24 protein-coding genes are annotated in these 22,701 nt (G+C 69.7%); 8 read left to right on the top strand and 16 right to left on the bottom strand.

The window, feature by feature from the left end:
• Nucleotides 1-45: 45 nt before the first annotated feature.
• Both G9Q41_RS22765 and G9Q41_RS18365 read left to right on the top strand, forming a co-directional pair.
• On the top strand, nucleotides 46-1,200 hold the full coding sequence (locus G9Q41_RS22765; RefSeq protein WP_092523958.1) for a glycosyltransferase family 1 protein: 1,155 nt from the start codon (nucleotides 46-48) through the stop codon (nucleotides 1,198-1,200).
• 78 nt (nucleotides 1,201-1,278) lie between these two features.
• Complete coding sequence (locus G9Q41_RS18365; RefSeq protein WP_217637855.1) at nucleotides 1,279-2,142, top strand: glycosyltransferase family 2 protein; 864 nt, start codon at nucleotides 1,279-1,281, stop codon at nucleotides 2,140-2,142.
• A gap of 132 nt (nucleotides 2,143-2,274) precedes the next feature.
• On the opposite strand, the gene G9Q41_RS18360 is transcribed toward G9Q41_RS18365, so the two are convergent.
• Nucleotides 2,275-2,625: a hypothetical protein gene (locus tag G9Q41_RS18360; protein WP_092523954.1), complete on the bottom strand. Its 351-nt coding sequence runs from the start codon at nucleotides 2,623-2,625 to the stop codon at nucleotides 2,275-2,277.
• Between the two features lie 264 nt (nucleotides 2,626-2,889).
• Here G9Q41_RS18360 and G9Q41_RS18355 point away from each other — a divergent pair, with 264 nt between their 5' ends.
• Entirely contained in the window at nucleotides 2,890-3,987 is a 1,098-nt protein-coding gene (locus G9Q41_RS18355; RefSeq protein ID WP_165633650.1) for an NDP-sugar synthase, read from the top strand.
• A gap of 216 nt (nucleotides 3,988-4,203) precedes the next feature.
• Entirely contained in the window at nucleotides 4,204-4,446 is a 243-nt protein-coding gene (locus G9Q41_RS18350) for a transposase domain-containing protein (protein WP_207631407.1), read from the top strand.
• Nucleotides 4,447-4,714: 268 nt separating this feature from the next.
• On the opposite strand, the gene G9Q41_RS18345 is transcribed toward G9Q41_RS18350, so the two are convergent.
• The 7 genes from G9Q41_RS18345 to G9Q41_RS18315 all read right to left on the bottom strand — a co-directional run bounded on the left by G9Q41_RS18345 (nucleotide 4,715) and on the right by G9Q41_RS18315 (nucleotide 9,428).
• Nucleotides 4,715-5,152 (bottom strand): hypothetical protein, encoded by a 438-nt coding sequence (locus G9Q41_RS18345; protein ID WP_245695779.1) that lies wholly within the window; start codon nucleotides 5,150-5,152, stop codon nucleotides 4,715-4,717.
• Nucleotides 5,153-5,476: 324 nt separating this feature from the next.
• Complete coding sequence (locus G9Q41_RS21615; protein WP_245695778.1) at nucleotides 5,477-5,902, bottom strand: hypothetical protein; 426 nt, start codon at nucleotides 5,900-5,902, stop codon at nucleotides 5,477-5,479.
• 214 nt (nucleotides 5,903-6,116) lie between these two features.
• Nucleotides 6,117-7,364, bottom strand: coding sequence for a WXG100 family type VII secretion target (locus tag G9Q41_RS18335; RefSeq protein ID WP_165633651.1), 1,248 nt, complete (start codon nucleotides 7,362-7,364; stop codon nucleotides 6,117-6,119).
• Between the two features lie 20 nt (nucleotides 7,365-7,384).
• Nucleotides 7,385-7,663: a hypothetical protein gene (locus G9Q41_RS18330; protein ID WP_165633652.1), complete on the bottom strand. Its 279-nt coding sequence runs from the start codon at nucleotides 7,661-7,663 to the stop codon at nucleotides 7,385-7,387.
• Nucleotides 7,660-8,028: an SAV_915 family protein gene (locus tag G9Q41_RS18325; protein WP_092523942.1), complete on the bottom strand. Its 369-nt coding sequence runs from the start codon at nucleotides 8,026-8,028 to the stop codon at nucleotides 7,660-7,662. The genes G9Q41_RS18330 and G9Q41_RS18325 overlap by 4 nt, the downstream gene beginning before the upstream one ends.
• A 365-nt stretch (nucleotides 8,029-8,393) precedes the next feature.
• On the bottom strand, nucleotides 8,394-8,579 hold the full coding sequence (locus G9Q41_RS18320; RefSeq protein WP_092523940.1) for a DUF397 domain-containing protein: 186 nt from the start codon (nucleotides 8,577-8,579) through the stop codon (nucleotides 8,394-8,396).
• A gap of 12 nt (nucleotides 8,580-8,591) precedes the next feature.
• Nucleotides 8,592-9,428: a helix-turn-helix transcriptional regulator gene (locus G9Q41_RS18315; RefSeq protein WP_347567606.1), complete on the bottom strand. Its 837-nt coding sequence runs from the start codon at nucleotides 9,426-9,428 to the stop codon at nucleotides 8,592-8,594.
• Nucleotides 9,429-9,585: 157 nt separating this feature from the next.
• Between G9Q41_RS18315 and G9Q41_RS18310 the strand changes: the two genes are divergently transcribed.
• Nucleotides 9,586-9,912 (top strand): hypothetical protein, encoded by a 327-nt coding sequence (locus tag G9Q41_RS18310; protein ID WP_207631408.1) that lies wholly within the window; start codon nucleotides 9,586-9,588, stop codon nucleotides 9,910-9,912.
• Here the strand turns inward: G9Q41_RS18310 and G9Q41_RS18305 are convergent.
• Together G9Q41_RS18305 and G9Q41_RS18300 are read right to left on the bottom strand one after the other, a co-directional pair.
• Complete coding sequence (locus G9Q41_RS18305) at nucleotides 9,904-10,524, bottom strand: hypothetical protein (RefSeq protein WP_165633654.1); 621 nt, start codon at nucleotides 10,522-10,524, stop codon at nucleotides 9,904-9,906. The genes G9Q41_RS18310 and G9Q41_RS18305 overlap by 9 nt on opposite strands.
• Nucleotides 10,525-10,666: 142 nt before the next feature.
• Nucleotides 10,667-10,957 (bottom strand): hypothetical protein, encoded by a 291-nt coding sequence (locus tag G9Q41_RS18300; protein ID WP_165633655.1) that lies wholly within the window; start codon nucleotides 10,955-10,957, stop codon nucleotides 10,667-10,669.
• Between the two features lie 902 nt (nucleotides 10,958-11,859).
• Between G9Q41_RS18300 and G9Q41_RS18295 the strand changes: the two genes are divergently transcribed.
• The gene (locus G9Q41_RS18295; RefSeq protein WP_092523936.1) at nucleotides 11,860-13,167 is read left to right on the top strand and encodes an SGNH/GDSL hydrolase family protein; all 1,308 of its coding nucleotides are present in this window, start codon (nucleotides 11,860-11,862) and stop codon (nucleotides 13,165-13,167) included.
• A 121-nt stretch (nucleotides 13,168-13,288) separates the two neighbouring features.
• On the opposite strand, the gene G9Q41_RS18290 is transcribed toward G9Q41_RS18295, so the two are convergent.
• The 6 genes from G9Q41_RS18290 to G9Q41_RS18265 all read right to left on the bottom strand — a co-directional run bounded on the left by G9Q41_RS18290 (nucleotide 13,289) and on the right by G9Q41_RS18265 (nucleotide 17,906).
• The gene (locus tag G9Q41_RS18290; protein ID WP_165633656.1) at nucleotides 13,289-13,618 is read right to left on the bottom strand and encodes a ribbon-helix-helix protein, CopG family; all 330 of its coding nucleotides are present in this window, start codon (nucleotides 13,616-13,618) and stop codon (nucleotides 13,289-13,291) included.
• Complete coding sequence (locus G9Q41_RS18285) at nucleotides 13,615-13,809, bottom strand: hypothetical protein (RefSeq protein ID WP_165633657.1); 195 nt, start codon at nucleotides 13,807-13,809, stop codon at nucleotides 13,615-13,617. Before G9Q41_RS18285 ends, G9Q41_RS18290 begins: the two co-directional genes overlap by 4 nt.
• A gap of 396 nt (nucleotides 13,810-14,205) precedes the next feature.
• A complete protein-coding gene (locus tag G9Q41_RS18280; protein WP_165633678.1) occupies nucleotides 14,206-14,739 on the bottom strand; it encodes an NUDIX hydrolase in 534 nt (177 codons plus the stop codon).
• Nucleotides 14,740-14,759: 20 nt separating this feature from the next.
• Complete coding sequence (locus tag G9Q41_RS18275; protein WP_165633658.1) at nucleotides 14,760-16,103, bottom strand: coenzyme F420-0:L-glutamate ligase; 1,344 nt, start codon at nucleotides 16,101-16,103, stop codon at nucleotides 14,760-14,762.
• Nucleotides 16,100-17,110 (bottom strand): 2-phospho-L-lactate transferase, encoded by a 1,011-nt coding sequence (gene cofD / locus G9Q41_RS18270; RefSeq protein WP_165633659.1) that lies wholly within the window; start codon nucleotides 17,108-17,110, stop codon nucleotides 16,100-16,102. The genes G9Q41_RS18275 and cofD overlap by 4 nt, the downstream gene beginning before the upstream one ends.
• 61 nt (nucleotides 17,111-17,171) lie before the next feature.
• A complete protein-coding gene (locus G9Q41_RS18265; protein WP_092523930.1) occupies nucleotides 17,172-17,906 on the bottom strand; it encodes a site-2 protease family protein in 735 nt (244 codons plus the stop codon).
• A 466-nt stretch (nucleotides 17,907-18,372) separates the two neighbouring features.
• Between G9Q41_RS18265 and G9Q41_RS18260 the strand changes: the two genes are divergently transcribed.
• Both G9Q41_RS18260 and G9Q41_RS18255 read left to right on the top strand, forming a co-directional pair.
• Nucleotides 18,373-18,681, top strand: a complete 309-nt coding sequence (locus G9Q41_RS18260) for a WhiB family transcriptional regulator (RefSeq protein WP_092523928.1) — start codon at nucleotides 18,373-18,375, stop codon at nucleotides 18,679-18,681.
• A gap of 492 nt (nucleotides 18,682-19,173) precedes the next feature.
• The gene (locus G9Q41_RS18255; RefSeq protein ID WP_347567607.1) at nucleotides 19,174-22,599 is read left to right on the top strand and encodes a glycosyltransferase family 2 protein; all 3,426 of its coding nucleotides are present in this window, start codon (nucleotides 19,174-19,176) and stop codon (nucleotides 22,597-22,599) included.
• Nucleotides 22,600-22,701 lie beyond the last annotated feature (102 nt).

Below are 22,701 nucleotides of genomic sequence, written 5' to 3'. Positions count from 1 at the left end.
GCCATCCCGCCACGGTGATCGCCCGGAACCTCCTAGGCTGCTCACGTGCACAGAGGCGATCCACATGTACTCGTCGACGCCACTGCCGTACCGGCGGACCGTGGTGGGGTCGGCCGCTACGTCGATTCCCTGCTGGGGGCGCTGGACAGGGCGGGCGCGCGGATGAGCGTGGCCTGCCAGCCGCGGGACGCGGCGCTGTACGACAGCATCGCCCCGCGCAGCCGGATAGTGCCCGCCGGCGAGGCGGTGGCCACGCGAACCGCCCGCTTGTCCTGGGAGCAGACCACGCTGCCGCGCCTGGCCCGCAGGCTGGGGGCCCGCGTGGTGCACTCGCCGCACTACACCGTCCCCCTGGCGAACGCGGGCGCGTCGGTGGTCACGCTGCACGACGCCACCTTCTTCACCGACTCCGGGCTGCACTCCCCGGTCAAGGCGGGGTTCTTCCGGAGCTGGACCCGGGCCGCCCTGCGCAGGGCCACGGTGTGCGTCGTCCCGAGCAGGGCGACCTCGAACGAGCTGGTGCGCACGGTCGGGGCCGACCGCTCCCGGCTGCGGGTGATGTACCACGGGGTGGACCCGGGGCGTTTCCACCCGCCCACCCCGGAGGAGGTGGCCGCCGTTCGGCGCGAGCTCTCCCTCGGGGACCAGCCCTACGTGGCCTTTCTGGGGACCCTGGAGCCGCGCAAGAACGTGCCCGCCCTGATCCGCGGTTTCGCCGAGGCGACCGCGCGGCGCTCGGACCGTCCGGCCCTGGTGCTGGCCGGGCAGTCCGGCTGGGACACCGAGGTGGAGGCTGCCCTGGAGTCGGTGCCGCACCGGATCAGGGTCATCCGGAGCGGCTACATTCCCGCGGAGTCGTTGGCCGGTTTCCTGGGCGGGGCAGCGGTGGTGGCCTACCCGAGCATCGGGGAGGGGTTCGGGTTGCCCGCTCTCGAGGCGATGGCCTGCGGAGCCCCCGTGCTCACCACGCGAAGACTCAGCCTTCCCGAGGTCGGTGGCGACGCCGTCGCCTACTGCGGGGTTCGCGAGCACCAGATAGCCCACGGACTGAGCACTCTGCTGGACGATCCCGCGCGACGTGCGGAGCTGTCGGCGGCCGCGCAGCAGCGCGCGAAGGAGTTCACCTGGGAGGCGTGCGCGGCCAGTCATCGGGAGGCCTACGCGCACGCCGAGTACCTGCACCGCAAGCGGCGCCGCTGACCCGGCAGGCCCGCCCCGGAACGGCCTCCCCGGGAGGCCGAGCGGTGCGGCGCGGGCGCGGCATTGGAGAATGTCGGCGTGCGCGACAGCCAGAGTTACGGCGACGGACTCGCCGTCGTCACGGTTACCTACTCCCCGGGGCGGACGCTCGACCGGTTCCTGGAGACGCTGCCCAAGGCCACCGACCGCCAGATCCGGGTGGTGCTGGCCGACAACGGGTCGACGGACGGGGCTCCGGAACGGGCCGCCGAGCGCTCCGACGTCGAGCTGGCCAGAATGTCGGGCAACCTCGGCTACGGCTCGGCTGCCAACAGGGGCATCGCCGAACTGGGCGAGGACATCGGCTGGGTGGTTGTGTCCAACCCGGACGTGGAGTGGGGCGCCGGGAGCTTGGACGAGTTGTTGGCCGCCACGGAACGTTGGCCGCGCGGAGGGGCCTTCGGTCCGCTGATCAGGGAGCCGGACGGCAGCGTCTACCCCTCGGCCAGACTGCTGCCCTCCCTGGGGCGCGGTGCGGGGCACGCCCTGCTCGGCGGGGTGTGGCCGGGCAACCCGTTCAGCCGGGCCTACCTCCGGTCCACGGAGAGCTCGGCGGAGCGGACGGCCGGATGGCTGTCCGGCTCCTGCCTGCTGCTGCGCCGCGAGGCGCTGGACTCGGTCACGGGGTTCGACCCGCGCTACTTCATGTACTTCGAGGACGTGGATCTGGGCGACCGGCTGGCCCGTGCGGGCTGGCTCAACGTCTACGTACCGGACGCCGAGGTCGTGCACATCGGCGGACACGCCACGGCGCGCTCCTCGGCCCGCATGCTGACCGAGCACCACCGGAGCGCCTACCGCTACCTCGCCGACCGCTACTCGGGGCCCGCACTCGCCCCGCTGAGGTTGGCGCTGCGCGGTGCGCTGGGGGCTCGGGCCCGCATCGCAGCACGGCGGCGCTAGGTTCCGTCACGGAGCGACTCGCTTCGCGCGGCGGCAGCGAGTCGCCCGGGTGGTCCTTTCGGCACCGGTGTGCTCGCACGACGCCCGGTGGAGTGCTCGACGAAGTCCCCGCCCGCGGCTCGAGGCCCGGCCTCAACCGAACTCCTGGGGGCTCCTTCGCGGGTCGTGCGGGTAGCTCGGTGCCGCTTCGATCCGGTGCGGTCTGGTCGGGGTCTCCTCCCCGTGCTCGGGCCGGGGACCTTCCGGATCGCTCGGCCACCCCTCGGACGGGGCGGGAGGGCTCTGTTCGGCCTCTCCGGCCGGGTCCCGGATGACCGTGGTCGAGTTCGGGTCGGTGTCCTCCGAGCTCCTCATCGATTCACGCGGGATCCGCACGGTCTTGGCCGCGTCCATCGGTGAGGTCGCGCTGTCCGGTGTGACGACGAACGCACTACGCGCTTGTGAACGAGCCAGTGCTTCGTCGGCCCGGTTGCGGGGGTCCATGGTCCCTCTCAATGCTGGCCGGTCGGTTGTCAGCCGCAGCGCGGCCCGCCTGCCGGCTGTGCCGCCGGTTCGAATCGGCCGACCTCACGGCTTGGCCCCGTAGTGGCAGATCCATCGTGACAGAACTTCCGGTGCCGTGTGGTCTCGCATTGACGGGCCGTGCCGGCTCGGGGCGCCATACCAGGGTGGCGCTGCTACTGCCAGAGTATTCCTCATACATTCCTACGTCAGGGTGAGTTGCCTAGCTCGGGGAGGAGCACGGTGATGACGGGTCCGAACGACCACGCGCCGACACGCGGTGCGGAGGCCGTGGTGCTCGTGGGCGGTCGGGGGACGCGGTTGCGGCCGTTGACGCTGTCGGCGCCGAAGCCGATGCTGCCCACCGCGGGGGTTCCCTTCCTGACTCACCTGCTGTCGCGCATCAGGGCCGCCGGGATCGAGCGGGTGGTGTTGAGCACCTCCTACCAGGCGGAGACGTTCGCCGAGTACTTCGGGGACGGCTCGCGGCTCGGCCTGGAGCTGGAGTGCGTCGTCGAACCCCAGCCGCTGGACACGGCCGGGGCCATCCGCAACGTGGCCGACCGGCTGTCGGAGCCGGACGTGCTGGTGTTCAACGGGGACGTGCTGTCCGGTGTGGATCTGCCCGCCCTGCTGGACGCGCACCGCTCGAGCGCGGCGGACGTGACGCTGCACCTGGTCCGGGTCGCCGATCCCTCCAGGTTCGGCTGCGTGCCCACCGACGAGAACGGCAGGGTGACGGCGTTCCTGGAGAAGTCCGCGAATCCGCCGGTGGACCAGGTCAACGCGGGGTGCTACGTCTTCCGCCGGGAGGTCGTCGAGACGATACCGGAGGGACGTCCCGTCTCGGTGGAGCGCGAGACCTTTCCCGGGCTGCTGGAGTCTGGGGCCCGTTTGCAGGGCTACGTGGAGTCCGCGTACTGGCTGGATCTGGGAACGCCCGCCGCGTTCGCGCGCGGTTCGGCGGACCTGGTGCTGGGACGCGCGCCGACCGAGGCGCTGCCGGGGCCGACGGGCGAGTCCCTGGTGCTGCGGAACGCCGCGATCGATCCGACGGCCGTGGTTTCCGGGGGGAGCACGGTCGGTGCCGACTGCGCGGTCGGGGCGGGCGCCCGGATCAGCGGTTCCACGCTGTTCGACGGGGCGCGGGTGGACGCAGACGCCGAGATCACCGACAGCGTCGTCGGGGCGGGGGCCGTGATCGGTGCCGGTGTCGTGCTTCGCGGGGCCGTGGTCGCCGACGGGGCCGTGATCGGGGCCGGATGCGAGCTGCTGGACGGGGCGCGGGTCTGGCCGGGGGTGGAGCTGCCGCCGGGCGGGGTGCGCTTCTCGCACGACTGCTGAGGTCGGGGGGTCCGGCTCGCCGTCGCCGTGGAGTGCCGGAGCGAAACCTCGGGTGAGGTACCGGCGCTGTTCCCGGGGGCGAAGAATCACGTCGGCGGAACCGGTCGGGTCGCTACGCGACGGGAAGGCGTCGGTGGCCGCGGCACGAGTCTTTTCGGTGAGGTCGTTGCTACCGCTGCGCTGTGCAGCTATTTTGCCTGCACGACGAAGATTACTGTGCGTAACGTTGCCGAAGAGGTCAGGGACTTACTGGCCGAGGCGGCCCGACGCAACGGCCAGTCCCCGCAGAACTACCTGCTCGGGGTGCTGGAGCGCGAGGCCCGGTTCTCGCGCAACGCCGAGCTCGCTCAGCTGCGACCGGTCGGCGATGGCCTGCTGAGCATGGACGAGATCGTCGACGCCGTGCAGGTGGCGCGCGGGGACGCCCCGGGAGACGACGGCGGGGAGGGGAGGGCATGATCGTCGTGCACCCCTCACCCCCGGGGCAGGGGCGCCGCACCAAGCGGTCGAGGGGCTGAACGTGTTGCGCGGCCTGGTGCGTGGTCGCAGGATCACCGAGCGGGACGCGAGCGAGGTGCTGGATCGTTGGTCCTGCGCGGGCCGTGGAGACGCTCGATTTCACGACACCGGTGAACGGGCGAATCCGGGAACTGCGGGGCTGCGCTGCGAGCTCCGACTCGTCCGGTAGTCGGGAATCCGGAGGGCCGGGGTGTCGGGTCCGCGCCGCTCACTCTCCGCGGAAGCGGAGCGGGTTGTCGAGGTCGAGGAAGGTGCGGGCGAGTTTGTTGGTCTCGGCTCCGTTGCCGCGCACCGAGTGCAGGATGCCGTTGTAGACGAGGTCCCACAGCTCGCGGTTCATCTGAAGGTTGGTGAGCTGCACATCCATGCTGTTGCCGTGCTTGTCCTCGAGCACGAGGTGACGCGATGCGCCGCCGGTGGTGATCTTCACCGCGGTGAGTTCGTAGGTACTGACGAATCCGTTTTTTCCGTAACGTAGCCAGTCGGCGCCTGCGGATATGCGAATGGCTCCACCTACGAACAGGAATGGTACCGGTGAAAGGACGACGAACAGCCACAACCACCACGTCGTCATCCAGCTGAACCCGGTGTCTCTGATGCAGAAGAAGACGAACATGATGGTTGCCATAATCGCCCCCAGAGTCACGGAGAAACCTCGTGTCGGCCGGAACCATTCGAGTACGGGGCCGTATCCGTCGGGGGGTTGAGGTACTTGGTGTTCGCCTCCAGGGCGTTTGTCCTCGGCACGCTTCCAATCCGGTTCCAGCGGTGCCCGTGGTGGTCGTGTTTCGCCGGTGTGGGGGTCGGGTTTGGGCGGCAGTCCGGCTGTGTGGCTCATGGGGGCTCGTTTCAGAAGATGTCGCCGACGGTGACGCTGACCACGACCCCTCCGGCCACTGCCCAGCCGACCGAGGTCTCATGGCGAGTAGCCCGGCGGGGGCCGCGGGCGATATCGAGACGACGGAGCCGCTCACTCTCCGCGGAAGCGGAGCGGGTTGTCGAGGTCGAGGAAGGTGCGGGCGAGTTTGTTGGTCTCGGCTCCGTTGCCGCGCACCGAGTGCAGGATGCCGTTGTAGACGAGGTCCCACAGCTCGCGGTTCCGCTGGATATCGTTGAGTTGTACTGACAGCGTCCGTTGTTCCGCGTCGTTCAGCCGCAGTGCTCGGGAAGCGCCTTCCGTGGTTACTTTCACCGAAGTGAGCTCGTACGTTCTGATGAAGCCCTTCTTTCCGTAGCGGAACCAGTCGGCGCCCGCCGACATGCGCGTGTTGCGCCCTGCAAGCAGCGTGACGAACGGCCACGGAACTACGAACAACCAGAGCCACCACGTTGTCATCCAGCCGAGCCCGCCGTCTCTGAGGACGCCGAACGCGAGGACGACGAGGGATATCGTCACTCCGATGCTGAACGACTGACCGCGGGACGGGCAGAACCATTCGAGTGCGGGGGACTCGCCTTCCGGAGCTCGAGGGGCTTTGTTCGCGCCGTCCGGGCGTTTGTTCTCGGCGTCTTTCCACTCGGGTTCGAGGGGGGCGCGTGGTGGTCGTGGTTCGCCGGTGTGGGGGTCGGGTTTGGGCGGCAGTCCGGCTGTGTGGCTCATGGGGCTCGTTTCAGAAGATGTCACTTACGAAGTCGCCGACGGCGTCCGTGGCGTCGTTGAGCTTGTTGCCTGTCCAGTTCACGGCGTCTCCTGCCGCGTCCACGACGTCGTCGCCCCACTCGTCGATGGCGAAGCCGACACCGACGCTGACCACGACCCCTCCGGCCACTGCCCAGCCGACCGGGGTGCTCATGGCGAGCAACCCGGCGGTGGCCGCGGAACCGGCAGCGTAGCCGCCGAGGTTGATCGCGGCGCTCTCACCCACTGATTTGTCCGTGGCTTGCACGTCGTAGCCGATGCTGAATCCTGTTATTCCCAGCCCGACCACGGGAAGTTTGCTCGCAGTGCGGAGACTGCCCCGGAGTAATCTGTTGCCGACGTTCTCCGGGCGGACTCCTAAGTTCATGTTCAGCTGGAGAGCTTTCTGCACATTCGGACTCAGCTTGTCGACCATCCGCGCCGTCCTGCTCGCGGTGGCCTTGTTCTCGAGCTCGACCTTGTTCACGTAGTTGCGTGCGTGAATGGCGGCGGCACGGGTCTGGTTGCGCAGCCCCAGGTTCGGACTGTGCATCAGCTTCTCCGCCCGCGCGATCTTGCCGCTGTCGGCGATCTCGGTCGCCGCTGCCCGCATCGCGCTGGTGCTTCCGGCCACCGCACCAGCCAGGCCGGTGGTGTAGTCGGTGATGGTGAAGGGGCTCTTCTCGGCGATCCCGCTGACGAACCTGTTCAGCACGCCGAGTGCGCTGTTGTGCTGTTCGCGCGCTTCGGTGACGATCTGGCTGCACTCCTGGTACGCACGGACCTTGCGCGCGTAGGCGGTCTGCGCCCGGGTGGCCGCGGCGTGGGCCTGCTGTTCCTCCGGAGTGGCCGGGCGATCGCTCGGCAGCGGTTCCGGGGCAGCCGGTTCAGCCCCCGGCTCCGTGATGCGTTGTTCGGTCACCGTCAGACCGGCTTCCCGTGCGATCTCGCGGGCGCGTCGCATCCGCTTCTGGGCGGTGTCCAGTTCGTCGGCGAACTTGTTCAGTTCCCGGCACATCGCAGCGTGGTCCTCGGCGACCTCGTCGATCTCGGGGTTCACCTTGCTCAGCACGGCGCGGAACGAGTCCCCCGCCTCGCCGGACCAGGCGCTCTCCGAGCCGTTGCGAGCGCTGGTCACCTGCGTGCCGGTCTCGTGAACGGACTCCGAGACGGTGCTCATCCAGCGTGCGCTGTCCCGGATGCTCGACGGGTCTCCTCGGATCTCCAGATCGAGTGGCATGAGTGCTGCTCCCCCAGTGGTCAGTCGGACTGGTCGTCGAACCGTTCGGCGTTGGAGTGGTCCGTTTCCTCGTAGAGATCTCGTCCCTCGGCGACGGCGTCCCCGGTCGCGCCGAGTCCCTCGACGATTCCGGCGGTAGAACTGGTCAGCAGTGCCAGCGCGCCCGCGACCGCCTCGGTGGCTTCGCCAACGTCGGGCGCGGGCGGGGGAGAGGGGGTGTCGTCCAGACTCGTCGCGGCGTTGCGCAGCTTGCCGGCCAATCCGGTGAGCTCGTCCGGATCCACGTGCGTTCCGCTCACTGCCGAGCCTCCTCACCGTCGTTGCGCTGTTCGTCGGGAAGCTGAGCGTCCCAGATCACCAGGTCCGCCCCGCTGCGCCGCTGTACTTCCTCGACCTTGTCCCTCGGCAACGAGGCCCAGGGCTGCAGCTCCCCGCAGCAGGCGACCAGCGAGTCGAGCGAGGAGTAGGCCAGCACCGCCAGCCTGCCGTCGGCCAGTCGGCGCAGGTCGAAGGTTACTTCGGTGTCCTGCTTCAGTACCCGCTTCGACGGGAGATAGGCGTGTGCCGGTTCCATGCCTTCGCGTTCGGCCATGTAGTCCGCGCTGATGACGGCCGGAGCCTCCGACTCGTGCTGCCGGAACACGTGCTCGTCGCCGATCGTCAACGATCCTCCCCAGTCATCCGAAAGTGAATCAATCGGAAGGGTGTCACTCCGAAGTGCGAGATCGGCAGGGTTGGACTACTAAGGAGGGGAGGTTTCGTGCCGAGCATCACAGCTACGCGGCAGTGCGTTTTCCGTGCCGCAGTGCGGGAGGCATGCCGCGAATCGTCGATCTCGCCAGCTGTCCGCGGGCTACGATCGATGGGCCGAGCTCGCGCGGTTCTGCGCGCCGTGCTCGCCGAGTGGTCAGCTCGACGGCTGCCGCGACGACCTCCAGTTCTCCGGGATCGTGCGGAGTTGGATGACCAGGATTCGGGCGTGGTGGCGGTGCGTGCCGCACTAACCACGCCCGAGGGGCGTCGACTCGCTCAGTCGCGCAGACTGCGCAGGAAGGTCCGCCACTGCTGGCGGTCGAAGGTCAGTACCGCGCCCGCGCGGTCCTTGGAGTCGCGGGCGGCGACCGCGCCGGGCAGTGCCGCGACTTCGACGCAGTTGGCCCCGTTGTCGCTGTAGCTGGACTTGCGCCACCGCGAAGTGTCGTGCCTGGTCGTCACCGCAGAAACCTTTCAATCGATACGTGCTTCGATAGCTGCAGCCGAGTCATCCGGAGACAGCGCTGTCGAGAGTAGTCGCTCACCCGAACGCGTGTAATCCGCCACTTGCTCTTGGTCCTGGATGTAAACCGCACCGTCCTGGAGCTCGATGTAGCCGATCGATTGAGCGTGCGCGAAGTTCAGTACGGTGAAGCCTCCGCTCAGCGCGGCATGTGGTCCTGCCTTGGTGGGAAGCACTCGGATATCGACGTTGTCACGGCGTGCTGTCGAAACGAGTTGACGCAGCTGCTCGTTCATTACTTGCCGGTCACCCACCGGGCGATCGAGGGTCGATTCCTCCAGCACAGCGGTGAGTCGCAAGGAGTCTTCCGCGAACAGTCGCTGTTGTCGTGCGAGGCGGAAGTTCACGAAACGCTCGCTGTGATCGGTGCGTACTCGTACGCTCGCCGAGGTCAGTGCGGTCGCGTATCCGGCGGTTTGGAGCAATCCCGGCAGTACGAGCGGCATGTAGATGAACTCGCTGCACGCTATTCCTTCCAGGCCCACGAAGGTCTTGAGCCAGTCCGGGACCACATTCGCCCAGGGAGCCCACCAGGTGTGCGAGTTGGAGCTGGCGGTCAGCGAAGTCAGTCGGTCGACGTCGTGCTGGGCGACTCCGTAGTGAATGAGCAGCGTGCTCATCTCGTCCGGTTGCTGCTGGTAGCGGCCCGTTTCCAGATGGGTGATCTTTCCCGCGGAACAGCCGAGCGCCCGCGCTGCCGAGGCGACCGTCTCGCCCGCCTCGGTTCTGTAGTGTCGCAGCTCGTTGCCGATCAACCAGCGAAGCGCCGAAGGGTCGCTACGTTCCACAAGTACCTCCTGAACTCGCATCAAGTCTGACGATCTCTCAAGTCGAGCCCCAATCGGGTGTAACCCGCTGCTCTCACTCGCTTGGGTAATCGACCAGCTTAACGATTAGCTTTAATGTTCTTAGTGTTGCTGATCACGATCGGTTCAGGAGGAGACCGTGTTCGAGGCGCACGAGCTGACCGAGGAAAACTCGGTGGACGAGTCCGAGCTCGCTCCGCTCGGCACGCACGAGGAGTTCCGGGAACTACTGGTGGAGCTGGTGCGGGCGAGCGCGCCCGAAGTGTTCGCGCTGTGCGAGGAGATCGGCGACCGCGCCGACGGCGTGGTGCGCTACTGGGGTTTGTCCCATGAGGACGGCGCCGAGGTGTTCGCGCCGCACGGCGGAGTCAGCGGGAAGTTCCGCAGCCCGGAGTCGGCGCTGCGGCTGCTCTCCCGAGGACGCACGATGCACCTGGTCCGAACCGGTGCCGATTCATCAGCGTGAACCCATCGGCCGGTCCAGGCCGAGCACGGCGCGGGCCGGACCGTTGATCGCCGTTCCGTTGAACTGCGCCGAGCGCAGGATGTCGTCGTGGACGAGCTGCCACAGCGCGGGGTTCCCCCGGAGGTGATCGAGCCGGGCGGAGACCTCGCGACCGGCGGAGTCGACGAGCTTCAACGTGCGGTTGGTCTCCTGCTCGGAGGCCTCGACGGACACCAGAGCCCGGGTTGCCACGAAGTCCTCCCCGCCCTGCCACAGCCAGCCGACCTCGGCCGAGAGCCGCTTGCTCTTCGTGGTCAGCAGGGGCAGCAGTATCACCGGAAGCATCACCACCCAGAACACGGCCACACGTGGCAGGTCGACTCCACCGGTGAGGACCCCGATGACGAACACGCCCGTCACGACCCCCGCCGCGAATTTGACCCTGCCCCACGGGGAAGGCGTGAACTGCGCCGCCGGGGGCTGCTGCCCGGGCTGGGGCTGTGGCCCGGGCTGGGGCCACTGTCCTCCCGGAGACTGCTGCCCGGCCGGGGGCTGCTGCCACTGGGTTCGGGGCTGTCCGCCCCACCCCGACCGCGGGTCGGGTTCGGGTGGAAAGTTGGCTGCTCGATTCATCTTCCGGCTTCCGGTGGATCGGTCGGCGAGCTCGGCGGCATCGGCCACCTCGGAGGAGCCAGGTTACCGTCCGGCGGCTCCTCCCGCGGGGAGTCGGGGAAATCCGCTTCCACCGCCTGCCCGCGACCGCGCGGAGCCGGGGTCAGCGTGCTCGGTAGCTCGCTTCGCCGGGTTCGTTCCGGTGGGCTCGTGCTTCGTCCGGGTCCACGGGAGCGGGGAAGGCGGCTGCCTCCCTCGTCCCCGGGCAGTCCTCCGTCATGGACTCGGCGGCCGCACCGGTCAGCAGCGCCATCGCGTCGACCACGGCCTTGGTCGCCTCGCCCGCGTTCGGCGCCGGGGGCGGCTGTATCCCGGTGTCCAGCACGTCGGTCGCCCCGCGTAACTTGCCGGCCAGACCGGTGAGCTCCTCCGCTTCGTTTCGCGTCTCGTTCACGTCTCTCGTCTCCTTCGTGCTGTCGTCGTGCCGGTCCTCGGCCGGTTCCGCCGCCCGGAGTCCCGGGCGAGCGTCATCGCGCCGTCGAACCCCGTGATTCATCCATCGGCAACGGGAGTCACCTTCTTCGAGATCACGGTGGAGGGAAAAGTGGCTCGTTCGGGCGAGCTGCGCGCCTCCGCCCTCCGCGTCGGAGTCGGCGGCGTTTTCCGGACCGTGCGGCCGGAGCGCTTTTCCTCTCGCGGTCACCGCTCTTCCTCCGAGTGGTTCGATTCGGATCGACTGACAGAACTTCGCTCGAGTGGACGAGTGTAGCCTATTCTCGAGTCGCGGATAAAACTTGTTTGTGCGGTCCGTCACACGAAGAACGGTGGAGAACGGTGGAGATCGGAGTTGTGCTTCACGTGCTCGATCGAATTGTCCACCAGTGGAAATATTTCCCTCGGATCCTCTCCTTGTCGACAAGTGCTGTCCGGGGCGGCGTGGGGCGGCCCCGGAGGTGGGTGCGGTAGTGCCCGAGGTGGTCACGCGGGCCTCGCGGCGCCGCTGTGCTCCTGGGAGTCCGCTCGCGATCGGCGATCGCGGGCACGTTGCGCTCGAGCTACGACGGAACGAAATTCCGAGGAATTCTGGGTGCGGACTCCCGGGAATCGTATCCGGGAATCTGAGGCCTCGTTTTCGGGGAACGTCGTGGCCGACATCGTCAATCCGGCAGCCGGGTGCTGTCCACGTTCCGCGTTCACGGGCGAGACTACCGTGAGTGGCCTGCAGCGCGGAGCCGGGGCGAGTCCACGGGGCAGCACGGATTCCGCGGAAAACCACGCTGCCGGGCGTTGTGCTTGACCGGACTCTCGTGATCTCCTCGCGGAACCTCCACGACTCGATTCGAGAGGTGCGCGGCAATGAGCAGAAAGATCCTCGTGCTGATCTCCTCGCTGGTTGTGACCGCTCTCGTCGTGTTTCCAGGGACGTCCTCCTCGGCCCCGGATCGGGGGAACTCGCAATGGGTGAACACCTGGAGCTCGGCGCAACAGCTGACCGAACCGGCCAACATGCCACCGGACCCGTTCACCGGGCAGAACTCTGTGCTGGACGACGCCACGCTGCGGCAGACCGTGCACACCTCGATCGGTGGCGGCACGATGCGGCTGCGCTTCTCGAACGCGTTCGGTGGTGCCCCGCTTCCGATCACCCGGGTGTCCGTGGCCGAGCCGCTGGACGGCCGGGCGGGTGTCAGCGCCATCGAACCGGGCACCTCACGAGAAGTGACGTTCCACGGAGATCGCTCCACGACCGTGCCGGTCGGTGCTCAGGTGGTGTCCGACCCGCTCAGCTTCCCGGTTGATGCCCGGGAGAACCTGACCGTGACGATGTACCTGGCCGACGGCCAGGCCTCCCGGTCGATCACCTCGCACCCCGGGTCCCGCACCACTTCGTACATGCTCGAGGGCAACCACGTCGCCGCCGCGAAGCTGCCCGGGGCGACCCCCGTCGATCACTGGTACTTCCTCAGCGGTGTCGAGGTGCGAGCGAAACGGACCGCTGCGGCGGCCGCTGTACTCGGTGACTCGTTGACCGACGGTCGAGGTTCCACCACCAACGGCAACGATCGCTGGCCGGACCAGTTGGTGGCCCGGCTGCAGCGCTCCCCGGCCACGGCCGACGTCGCGGTGCTCAACCAGGGCGTGGGCGGCAACCGCGTTCTCCGTGACGGTCTGGGGCCCAACGCGCTGGCCCGGCTGGACCGTGACGTGTTCGCCCGGAGCGGGGTGGAGTGGCTCGTGGTGTTCGAAGGCGTCAACGACATCGGCACCGCCGCGCCGACGAAGGCTGCGCAGCGTCGAGTGGCCGAAAATCTCATCTCCGCCTACGAACAGATGATCCGCAGGGCGCACGCTCAGGGGATCCGCGTTTACGGAGCGACCCTGACTCCCTTCGGTGGCCACGCTTCCTACGACGATCCCAACGGACATCGGGAGGCGGCGCGCCAACGCGTCAACGACTGGATCCGCAGCAGCCACCGCTTCGACGCGGTCCTCGACCTCGACAGGGCCGTCCGGGATCCGCGGAACCCGAGCGCTCTGCTTCCCACCTACGACGTCGGTGACCACCTGCACTTGAACCCGGTCGGGTACCGGGCGCTGGCCGAGGCCGTCCCGCGGGGACTTTTCACCAATCCCTCGAAGCCGTTCCGCCCCGGAGGTGGCTGAGCGGCGTCGGTGCCTTCCCGCCGCGCGGGAAGGCACCGTGTTCCGGGGATTCCCCTCGTGCGGGGCTGCTTGTGGACAACTCCCGGTCATGGGCAAAACTGGGAAACACCGGGGCGGCTCTTCAGTGACGTGCGAGGTATTCCTCAAGCGCCTCGCGAACCACCTCGGATTCGGCGCGATGTTGTGTGCGGGCGAGCGATTCCAAGCGGCGCTTCACTTCGTGGGGGACTCGGGTGTCCACCCGAGGTGATCGTGCTCCGGGAGTGCTCAACGACGGCCGGCCACGGCGTGGGTAGACGATGTTCGCCTCGTCGACAGCGAGGTCCTCGGTTTCCAGGGCTTGGCTGGCTTGGTCCGCTTCCTCTTCGGTGATCGGCCGCCCCTGCTGGTCGGTGACGGTCTCGCGAGAGAGATCGACCTCTTCGGGAGGAGGAGTGTCGTCGTGGTTCATGGCAGATCCCCTTTACCGATGTCGTAGTAGGGCCGGAACTTGTCCCGCAGATCCATGACATGAATGACCAGCTGGTCACCCTCCTCGGTATCGAGAACACCGACTTCCAGGGCTCGCCCGGTGTCATCGTCGCCGAGGTAGAGCCACATCGTTCGGCTGTCACCGGCACGACGTACCGGAAGAAGCGCCACAGGATCGGCCAGTACAGCTCGGGCACGGCCGGCGGCCACCCGATGTTTCCGTGCTGATTGGGTGAACCGTATCCGCGCCGCATTCCAATTTTGTCCGACAGAAAGCAGTGCGTCAACTGGGCCGACCCTTGAGGGGGACTCGTGCCGCGCGGAACGGATGCAGGGGAGTGGATCGGGCCGAGTTGAATCGATGTTCCGTACTCCCCCGTACTCGGGCAGGGGCGTGATCCGCGTCGAGGTGGAAGCGGATCTCAGGAGCCCGGATGCGGGGGCTGGAAAGCGGTGCGGTGGAGCTCCTCGGAGCTGTTCAGTGCACGGTGGTGCCCGGTTACAGGCAGAACCGGGCACCCCTGCCGTTCCTGGGGAGCCCAGCACCGCCCTGTGGAGAACTCCCGGTTATGGGCAAAGCTGGGAACGGGACAACCCCGCGGCGGCCATCAGCGGCCCCAGGTCGCCCCCCTCCGGCAGCTCCGCGAGCGGCCACCAGCGCAGATCCTTCGACTCCGCGCTGCGCCGGGGCACCGCGCCCTCCGGGGCGCGCACCAGGAACCGCACGTCGAAGTGCCTGGTGGGAAGGCCGAGCGAGCAGGTGACCGGATGGACGTCCAGGTGCACCGGCTCCGGATCGATGCTCAACCCCTCGATCCCGGACTCCTCGCAGGCCTCGCGCAGCGCGGCCCCGGCGAGGCTCCCGTCCGCGAGCTCGCAGTGCCCACCCAGCTGCAGCCACCGCCCCACCCGCGGGTGCAGGGTCAGCAGCACGTGGGAACCCGTGTGGTCCAGCACCAGGGCCGAGGCGGTCACGTGCCCCGGCTCGCACTCGCGCAGGCAGGCGTCGGCACGCGCCCGCAGCAGCGTCAGGAAGGCGTGCCGCAGCGCCTCCTGCCCCGGATCCTCGCCCGCGCCGGACCACTCCTCCAGAGTTCGCAGCGCGTCCTCGTGCGGCCCGTTCACAGCTCCACCAGCCCGCTCTCCGGATCACGCGGCGGCCGCGGTCCGCCCGCGGGCTCGGCCGGATGCCCGAGCGCCACCGCACCCAGCGGCTCCCACGCCGCGGGCAGCTCCAGCGTCGTCCGCACCACCTCCGGGCAGAACAGCGTGGAGGAGACCCAGCAGGACCCGAGCTCCTCCACGGCCAGCGAAACCAGCAGGTTCTGCACGGCGGCCCCGCCCGCGACCACGAACATCGAGCGCTCCGCGTCCGCCCTGCGCTCGTCCGGGTAGTCGTGCGCCCCGTCCCGGAGCAGGAAGGGCACCACCACCTCGGGGGCCTCGTAGAGCAGGTCCCCGCGCGCGACCCTGCGCTGCGCCCCGCTCTCGGAGACCCCGTCGGCGCGCAGGTCGTCCAGCCACGCGCTGCGCATCGCGTCCAGCAGCTTCCTGCGCAGCCCGCGGTCCCGCAGCCACACGAAGCGCACCGGCCTGGTGTGGTGCGGAGCGGGAGCCGTCAGCGCCGCCCCCACGGCCCTGCGCACGGCCTCCGCGTCCACCGGTTCGTCCGCGAAGTCGCGCACCGAGCGACGCAGCAGCACGGCCTCCCCGCGGCCCTGCGCGACTGCCTCGGCCGTGCCCAGCCGGAACAGGTCCTCGTCCACGGTGCGGACCAGATCGCAGGCCGTGGAGCCGTCGTCGCGCTCGTCGAGCCCGCGCACCACGGCGACGGGCACTCTGCCGAGCTTGCCCTTGACCAGATCGGCGGCACCGGCGACCTCGTCGGCCACGGCCACCTCGGTGACCTCCAGCGCGTTGCCGAGCGAGTCGGTGGTTCCCGCGTAGCGGTGCAGCACCGAGAGACCGGCCGAACCGATCGCGACGTCGGTCTGGCCGAGCCGCCAGGCACGCCCCATGGTGTCGGTGATCACCACGGCCACGTTCACCCCCAGCCGCTCGGCCAGCTCCTCGCGCAGCCGCTCGGCGCTGGTGTCCGGGTCCCTGGGCAGCAGCGCGATCTCGTCGGTGGCGACGTTGGAGGCGTCCACTCCGGACGCGGCCTGCACGATCCCGAGCTTGTTCTGCGTTATCAGCGTGCGGCCGCGCCGGGCCAGCACGTGATCGGCCTCGGACAGCACCAGCTCGCGCCGCAGCGCGTCCCGCTGCTCGGGATCCCGCGGTGTCCGCACGATCCTGCCCTCGATCTTGGAGAGCACCTTGCTGGTGACCACCACGGCGTCGCCGTCGCGCAGCCAGGGGACGCTCGCGGCCAGCGCCCCCGCGAGGTCGTCCCCCTCGGAGAACTCGGGCAGCCCGTCGACCGCGTACAGCTCGAGTCCCTCGTTCGCGGCGTGATCGTTCATCCTGCCACCTCCGGTACCGCCACCCCGCCGATCTCGAAGGCGGCGCGCGCCATCTCGGCGCTGGCGGACACGTCCGACATGATCAGCGGGACGGAACGGGTCGCCACCCCGGGAATCTGCGCGGTGTCGGAGCTGTCCACCAGCCAGGCGTCCAGAATTCCCTCGTTCGAGGTGGAGCGGGAGCCGTAGTGCTGCCCGACTGCCTGGGCCGTGCTGTCCACCCCGATGGCGCGCAGGCAGGAGTCGGCCATCCCGCGCACCGCGCTGCCGCCGACGATGGGCGACAACCCCACAACCGGGGCAGCGGTCTCCCGCAGCGCCGCGCGCACGCCGGGAACGGCGAGCACGGTGCCGATGCTGACCACGGGGTTGGACGGGGCCAGCAGCACGACGTCGGCCCCGGAGATCGCTTCCAGCGTCTCCGGCAGCGCGGTGGCCTCCTCCGCGCCGACCGGCACGATCGCGTTCGCCTCCGGGCCGGCGCCGTGGCGGACCCACCACTCCTGGAAGTGCACGGCCTTGGGGCCTGCACCCTGCGGATCCTCGATGGCCACGTGGGTCTCGACCCTCTCGTCGGTGACGGGGAGCAGGTTCACCCCGGGGCGCCAGCGGTCGCACAGCGCCTCGGTGATCGCCGAGAGCGGGTAGCCCGCGCGCAGCATCCTGGTGCGCACCAGGTGCGTGGCGATGTCCCTGTCCCCGAGGCCGAACCAGCTCGGTTCGGCGCCGTAGGCGGACAGCTCCGCGGAGACGGACCAGGTCTCGAACTCGCGTCCCCATCCCTTGGCCGTGTCGATGCCTCCGCCGAGGGTGTACATGCAGGTGTCCAGATCGGGGCACACCCGCAGGCCGTGCATCCAGACGTCGTCGGCGATGTTGACCACGGCCGAGATCTCGTGCGGTGATTCTTGCTCGGGCTCGCCGATCGCGGGCATCCCGAGAGCCTCCTTGACTCCCAGCAGGAACTGCGCGCCACCGACTCCGCCGACCAGTACTGCGACCTTCACGACGGGAATCCTCCCACGCCCGCGGGGACCGGTGGCGCGCAACCTGGTGCGCGCCCCGGCGTCACTCCCAGAAGCGGAACGTGGTCTCGCCGATGGCGGCGAGCCTGCCCGTGCCGCCGACCGCGTCGAACAGCCCGAAGGCCACGTTGAAGAACACGTAGCTGGCCCCGGGGATGACGAACAGGATCAGGATGATCCCCAGCGGGGCCCACGGGCGGGCCTTCTCGCCGAGCTCGCGCGCCCGGAAGGACAGCCAGGGCTCTATGGCGCCGTAGCCGTCCAGCCCCGGCACGGGGAGGATGTTGAGCACGAAGGCGATCACCTGCAGGAAGGCCAGGTACGACAGTCCCGCGCCGAGAGCCGGCGGCATGTCGACGGTGGCCACCGAGGCGGTCAGCCCGATCCCGATCAGCAGGTTCGTCAGCGGCCCGGCGAGGGACACGGTCGCCTCGTCCTTTTTGGACCGCAGTGCCGTGTGGTTGATCCACACCGCCCCACCCGGAAGAGGGATACCGCCGATCAACACGAACAGGATCGGAAGCAGCAGGCTGACCACGGGATCGGTGTAGTGGCGCGGGTCGAGGGTGAGGTAACCCTTGGAACGCACCGAGCGGTCTCCCCCGCGGAAAGCGGTGATCGCGTGTCCGAATTCGTGCAGGCACAGGGAGGTGGCCCAGCCGCCGAGCACGATCAGTACTACGCCGGTCGTGTAAAGGAAAGCACTGTTCAGAGTGGCCAGAAATCCGCCCGCCACCGTGACGGCCAGCAAGGCCAGGAACAGGGGGCTCACGCGCATCGCGGTATTTCGCACCCCACCAGTGTCCCGTTCGCTCGCCGGGCACGATCGAGGTGTCGGTGGTATTCCTAGATCCGGGATCTTGGAAGGCCGAACGGAGCAGTCCGATGGACGCATGGTGGCGGAGTGGTTCTGCTCCGTGGAGCTGTTGCCCGTTCCCCCTACGGAAGGTCTCCACTTGACCACTGGGAGGGACGCGGGTGTAATCACAACAGTGTTATTCAACCGCCCGAAGGGTTGATTGCCACTCCCTCCAGGTGTGGCGGTGCTCACTCCTTCGGCGGTACCGGGTGCGGGAGGCCCGGTAAGTGCACGGTCGGACGGCTCCTTGGTGGCGTGACCTCGGTGCTGCGTCCGGCGGCCGGAGTTCACGGCCGAATACCGAACCGGTGGGAGCCGGTTCACCACGTCCCGCGCGTCCTGGGGAGGTCCGCGGGAACGGAATAACTGAACGGGGGAGGTTCACATGTTGCAGACCGAGCAAGGCCTCACGGAGGGGGAAGAGGCTCGCGTCGGCGAGCTCGACATTCTGGCCGGACTGATCGACTCCGAGGAAGATCAGGACTGGCAGGAGCGCGCCCTGTGCGCGCAAACCGATCCGGAGGCATTCTTTCCGGAAAAGGGCGGATCCACCCGCGAAGCGAAACGCATTTGCGCGGGATGTGAAGTCCGTTCGGAATGTCTCGAATACGCCCTGGAGCACGACGAGAGGTTCGGCATTTGGGGCGGTCTTTCCGAACGGGAACGGCGCAGGCTCAAACGTCAGGCGGGGTGAGCTCCGCGCGGTTCCCGGTATCCGAAAGCGCTTGAGCGAAGGCGGGTCACCTTTTCGCGCTCGCGGAGTGGGGTGGGTGCGGACCGGTTTTTCCCTTCCGCTTCCGGTTCCGCTCCGCGGACGGACGGTGAAGGATCCGTGCGGACCGGGCGAGTGCTCGCTCGGCCGGATCGGTGGTTCGGGCGAGCGGCGTCGGCCGCTTGTCATCCACCCGCGCGGCCGGTGCCGCCGTCCACACCGCCACGCAAAACGATCCGTGGAGCGTGGACTGTCCAAGGTGATCCGCCCGCGGTGCAGCGGTCGAACGGGCGGGGCACACGGCTCGTCGTCACGGGCGTGCCCCGCGGCGTCCTGCGGAACGCGCAACACCGCGCCGCTTCGTCGCTCCGGTGCGGAATCAACGCGAACCGGTTCGGCGAGCATTCTCTCCGCGAACGTGTGGCGTCCATTACTGTCGTGCGGTGATCGGACCCCGGCACGCGGGAGGAGACGGTGGCCGAGTTCCGCGCCGCTGCGCAGTCGACCAGTCGGACGCACCTGAGCACCGCACCGGTACTGGCGGTGCTGGTGTGCCGTCGAGGCGTGGACTGGTTGCCGGAGGTGCTGTCGGCGCTGGAGCGGTCGACGGTCCGTCCGCGCCATCTGCTGGCAGTGGTGCCGGAAGCGGACGAACGAACCCGCTCCTGGCTGGAGAGCTCCACCGCGGGGTCCACCGCGGGGTCCACTGGGAAATCCGCGCCGGTGGACGGAGTGCTCACGGTCGAGGAGGGGGCCGGGTTCGGGGCCGCCGTCGATCACGCCCTGGAACACGCCCGTGAGCGCTGGGGTGATCCCGGCGGCTGGTTGTGGCCGCTGTGCGACGACTCGATTCCCGAGCCCGAGTGCCTGGAGAACCTGCTCCTGGTGGCCGAAGCGGATTCCGCGGCGGCGATGCTCGGGCCGCTGGGGCTCGACTCGCGGGACCCCCGCCTGCTCACCGAAGCCGGGCTGTCCATGGACACCTCGGCGCGGGTGCGCGCCGATGTCGGGCAGTTCGGGCTCGACCCGGCGATCGGGGAAGGAGCGCAGGACTCGGGAGTGCAGGACGCGGGGGCGGCGCTCCAGGTCTCCGAGGTGCTGGCCGTTCCCGCCGCGACCGCCCTGGTGCGGCGCGAGGTCTTCGAGGCGCTGGGCGGTTTCGACGAGCTGCTCTCCGCGCCCTGCGTCGATGTGGACCTGGGGTGGCGGATCAACGCCGCGGGGCACCTGGTGCTGTGCGTGCCCCGGGCGCGGGCGCGCCGCGCCACGGACTCGCCTGCTCGTGGCGGGCTTCCGCGGGCGGCGACGGCGGTGGCGAGCAGCGGGGGCGCCGTCAACCGCGCGGACGAGCTGCGCACTTACCTGGCCAACACCGGGTCCCGGTTCGGGCGATTCGCGATGGCGCGCCTGCTGCTGCTCGGGGTTCTCCGACTGCTGGGCTGCGCCGCGGCGCGCAGGTTCGCCCAGGCGCGAGCGGAGGCGTCGGCCGCGTGGATGCTGCTGACGGGGCGGCTCGGGATCCGCTCCGCCGCGCGCACGCACGGCAGGAACCCGGCGAACCGGAGCTTTCGCGGGCTGCTGATCGGGAGGATCACCCGATTACGCATCGCCTGCCTGGCGGGATATGCCCGCATGGTCCGGAATCGGGTCCGGCACGACACGCTGCTCGGTCTTCCGCTGCGGGAGGAGTCCGCGCCGGTGGTGCGTGATTCCGGAGCGGGACCGCGTTACGGGCCGGACGCGCTGCCCGCGGGGGCTCTCGGCACCGCCGGAGGCCGCAGACGTTCCGCTGCCGGGCTGCGCAGGCCGGCCGAACCGGTGGTCGTCGCGGTCCCGGAGGAGCCCGAGCGGGGGCCGCGCGACCCGCGTCCACGTCCCTCACCGGGGCCGCGCACCGGGGAGGACGCGGGCAGCTCCGAGCAGTTGGTGCTGGTTCCGGTGAATCGAGCTCGCGTGCTGCGCGAGACGCTGCTCAACCCCTCGGTCGTGCTGGTGGTGGGGTTGGCGCTGTTCGCCCTGGTGGTGCACGGCCTGCTGGCGGAAGCTCCCCGGATCGGGTTGAGCTTGCACGGCGGCAGGTTGCTTCCGGCCGCCGATCTGGAAACCACCTGGTCGAGTTACCTGGCGGCCTGGCACCCGGTGCACGGGGGGACCGCGGCCCAGGCCCCGCCCGCCCTGCTGGTGCTCGGGCTGCTGGGCGCGCTGCTCGCCCCGCTCGGCGGGCCGCCCGCCGCGCTGGCGCTGCTGGTGCTGCTGCAGCTCCCGCTCGCCGGGGCCGCTGCTTACCACGCCTGCGGCGGGCTCGCGGTTTCCCGCACGGTGCGCGCGCTGGCAGCGGCGGCGTACGCGCTGCTGCCCGTCGGGATGCTGGCGGCGGCCGAGGGGCGGATCGGCGTCGTGGTCGCCCACGTGCTGCTCCCACCGCTGCTCCTCGGGACCATGTCGCTGGTGGGGGCCGTCCCGGCCAGAACCCCCGGACGACCGAACTGGCTCGGTACGGCGTGTCGGACAGCTCTGGGGGCGGCGGTGCTGGCCGCCTTCGCCCCCGGGACGTACGCGCTGCTGCTCGTGCTCGCCGTGGCGGGGTTCTGCTGTCCCCCCGCCGTGCGCACCAGCCTGTTCCGCCGCGCGGCGGGGTTCGCTTCGCTGGTGCTGCTGCCCCTGGCCTGCCTGTTGCCCTGGCCCGCCGTGCTGGCGCGCGACCCCGGGTTCCTGATGCACGGTCTGGGGGCGCCGGTGGTGGAATCACCGGTCGGGATCTCGCTGCTGTCCCTGAACGCGGTGAACACCGTGACCGGATGGTCTGGTGTGCTGGTGGTGTGCGCGGCAGTGCTCGCCGTGCTGCGCTCCCGGGACCGCACGGTGCTCGGCGGGGTGCTCGTGGCGTTCGTCGGCTGGGGGGCGAGCCTGCTGGTCGGGCGAATCCCCTCCAGCCCGGTGTGGGGTGGGCCCGAAACGGTTGGCTGGCCGGGAGGACCGCTGCTGCTCGTCGCCTGCGGTCTGCTGTGGACGACGCTGGCCGCGGTGGCGGCGGGGCGCGCGGGACGGCCGGCCTCGTCGTCGATGCGTCGGCTGCTCACCGCTGCCACGGTGGTCTCCCTCGGGCTGCTGGCGATCGGTTCGACGTTCGCGGGGCAGTCCGGGCCGTTGCGGGTGACCGCAGGGGCCGTCGCCGACGACGAGCGGACGGGGGAGGGCTACTGGTTGAGGCTTCGCCCCGGAGGGGTCCCTCCGCAGTTGACGCCGGACGGGCGACCACGGTTCGGCACCGCGGCACTGGTTCCCGCGCCGGGTGCGACTTCCGCGCTCATGCGGATCGAAGCGGACCTGCTGGCCGACGGCGCTGACCGCGTCCGTTCCGGGGTGGCCGCCGCTGCCGCTCGCGGAGTGGGCCGGATCGCGGTTCCGGGGGACGAACGGGCGCGCCGGTTCGGTGAGCTCGCCGGTGACCTCGTGACGAGGGCGGGGGCCGTCGAGGGGACGGGTGCCGCCTTCCGCGTGCTGCTGCCGAACTCGCCGGTGACGCTGCTCGGTCCGGCCCAGGCGAGCAACGCGCGGGAGGGAGGGCAGCCGCGGCCGCAGTCCCGCCCGATACGGGTCGGAGCGCGGCTGCCGCACGTGACGGTGCGCTTCTCCGCGGGAGGGCCGGGGCGCGCGTTGCTGCTCGCCGCGCAGCGGGAGCCGGGTTGGCGCGCGCGGATCGACGGTGAGCCGGTCGGACTCGCCACCGGGTGGGGTGAGCAGGTCGCGGTTCCGCTGCCCGAGAACTCGGGGGAGGTCACCATCGGGTTCACCGGGGTGCCCAGGACGACCCTGCTCTCGTTGCAGGCGGCAGCGCTGCTGTTCACGCTGATCGGTGCCGTTCCCGGTCGGTCGCGGAACCGACGAGCCCCCGGGTGACCCGCCCGCTTCTCGGGCCACGTGTTGGGGACGTTTCGCGCGAAACGTTCGAAAGCTTCCGAGGATCCCGCCGAGCGCAGCCACAGGAACTCCCGACCAAAG

It is taken from the genome of Actinopolyspora sp. BKK2, from assembly GCF_011291845.1.
GTDB classification, from domain to species: domain Bacteria; phylum Actinomycetota; class Actinomycetes; order Mycobacteriales; family Pseudonocardiaceae; genus Actinopolyspora; species Actinopolyspora saharensis.
The sequence above is the reverse complement of the archived record's forward strand: the minus strand, read 5'-3'. Positions and strand labels throughout refer to the sequence as shown.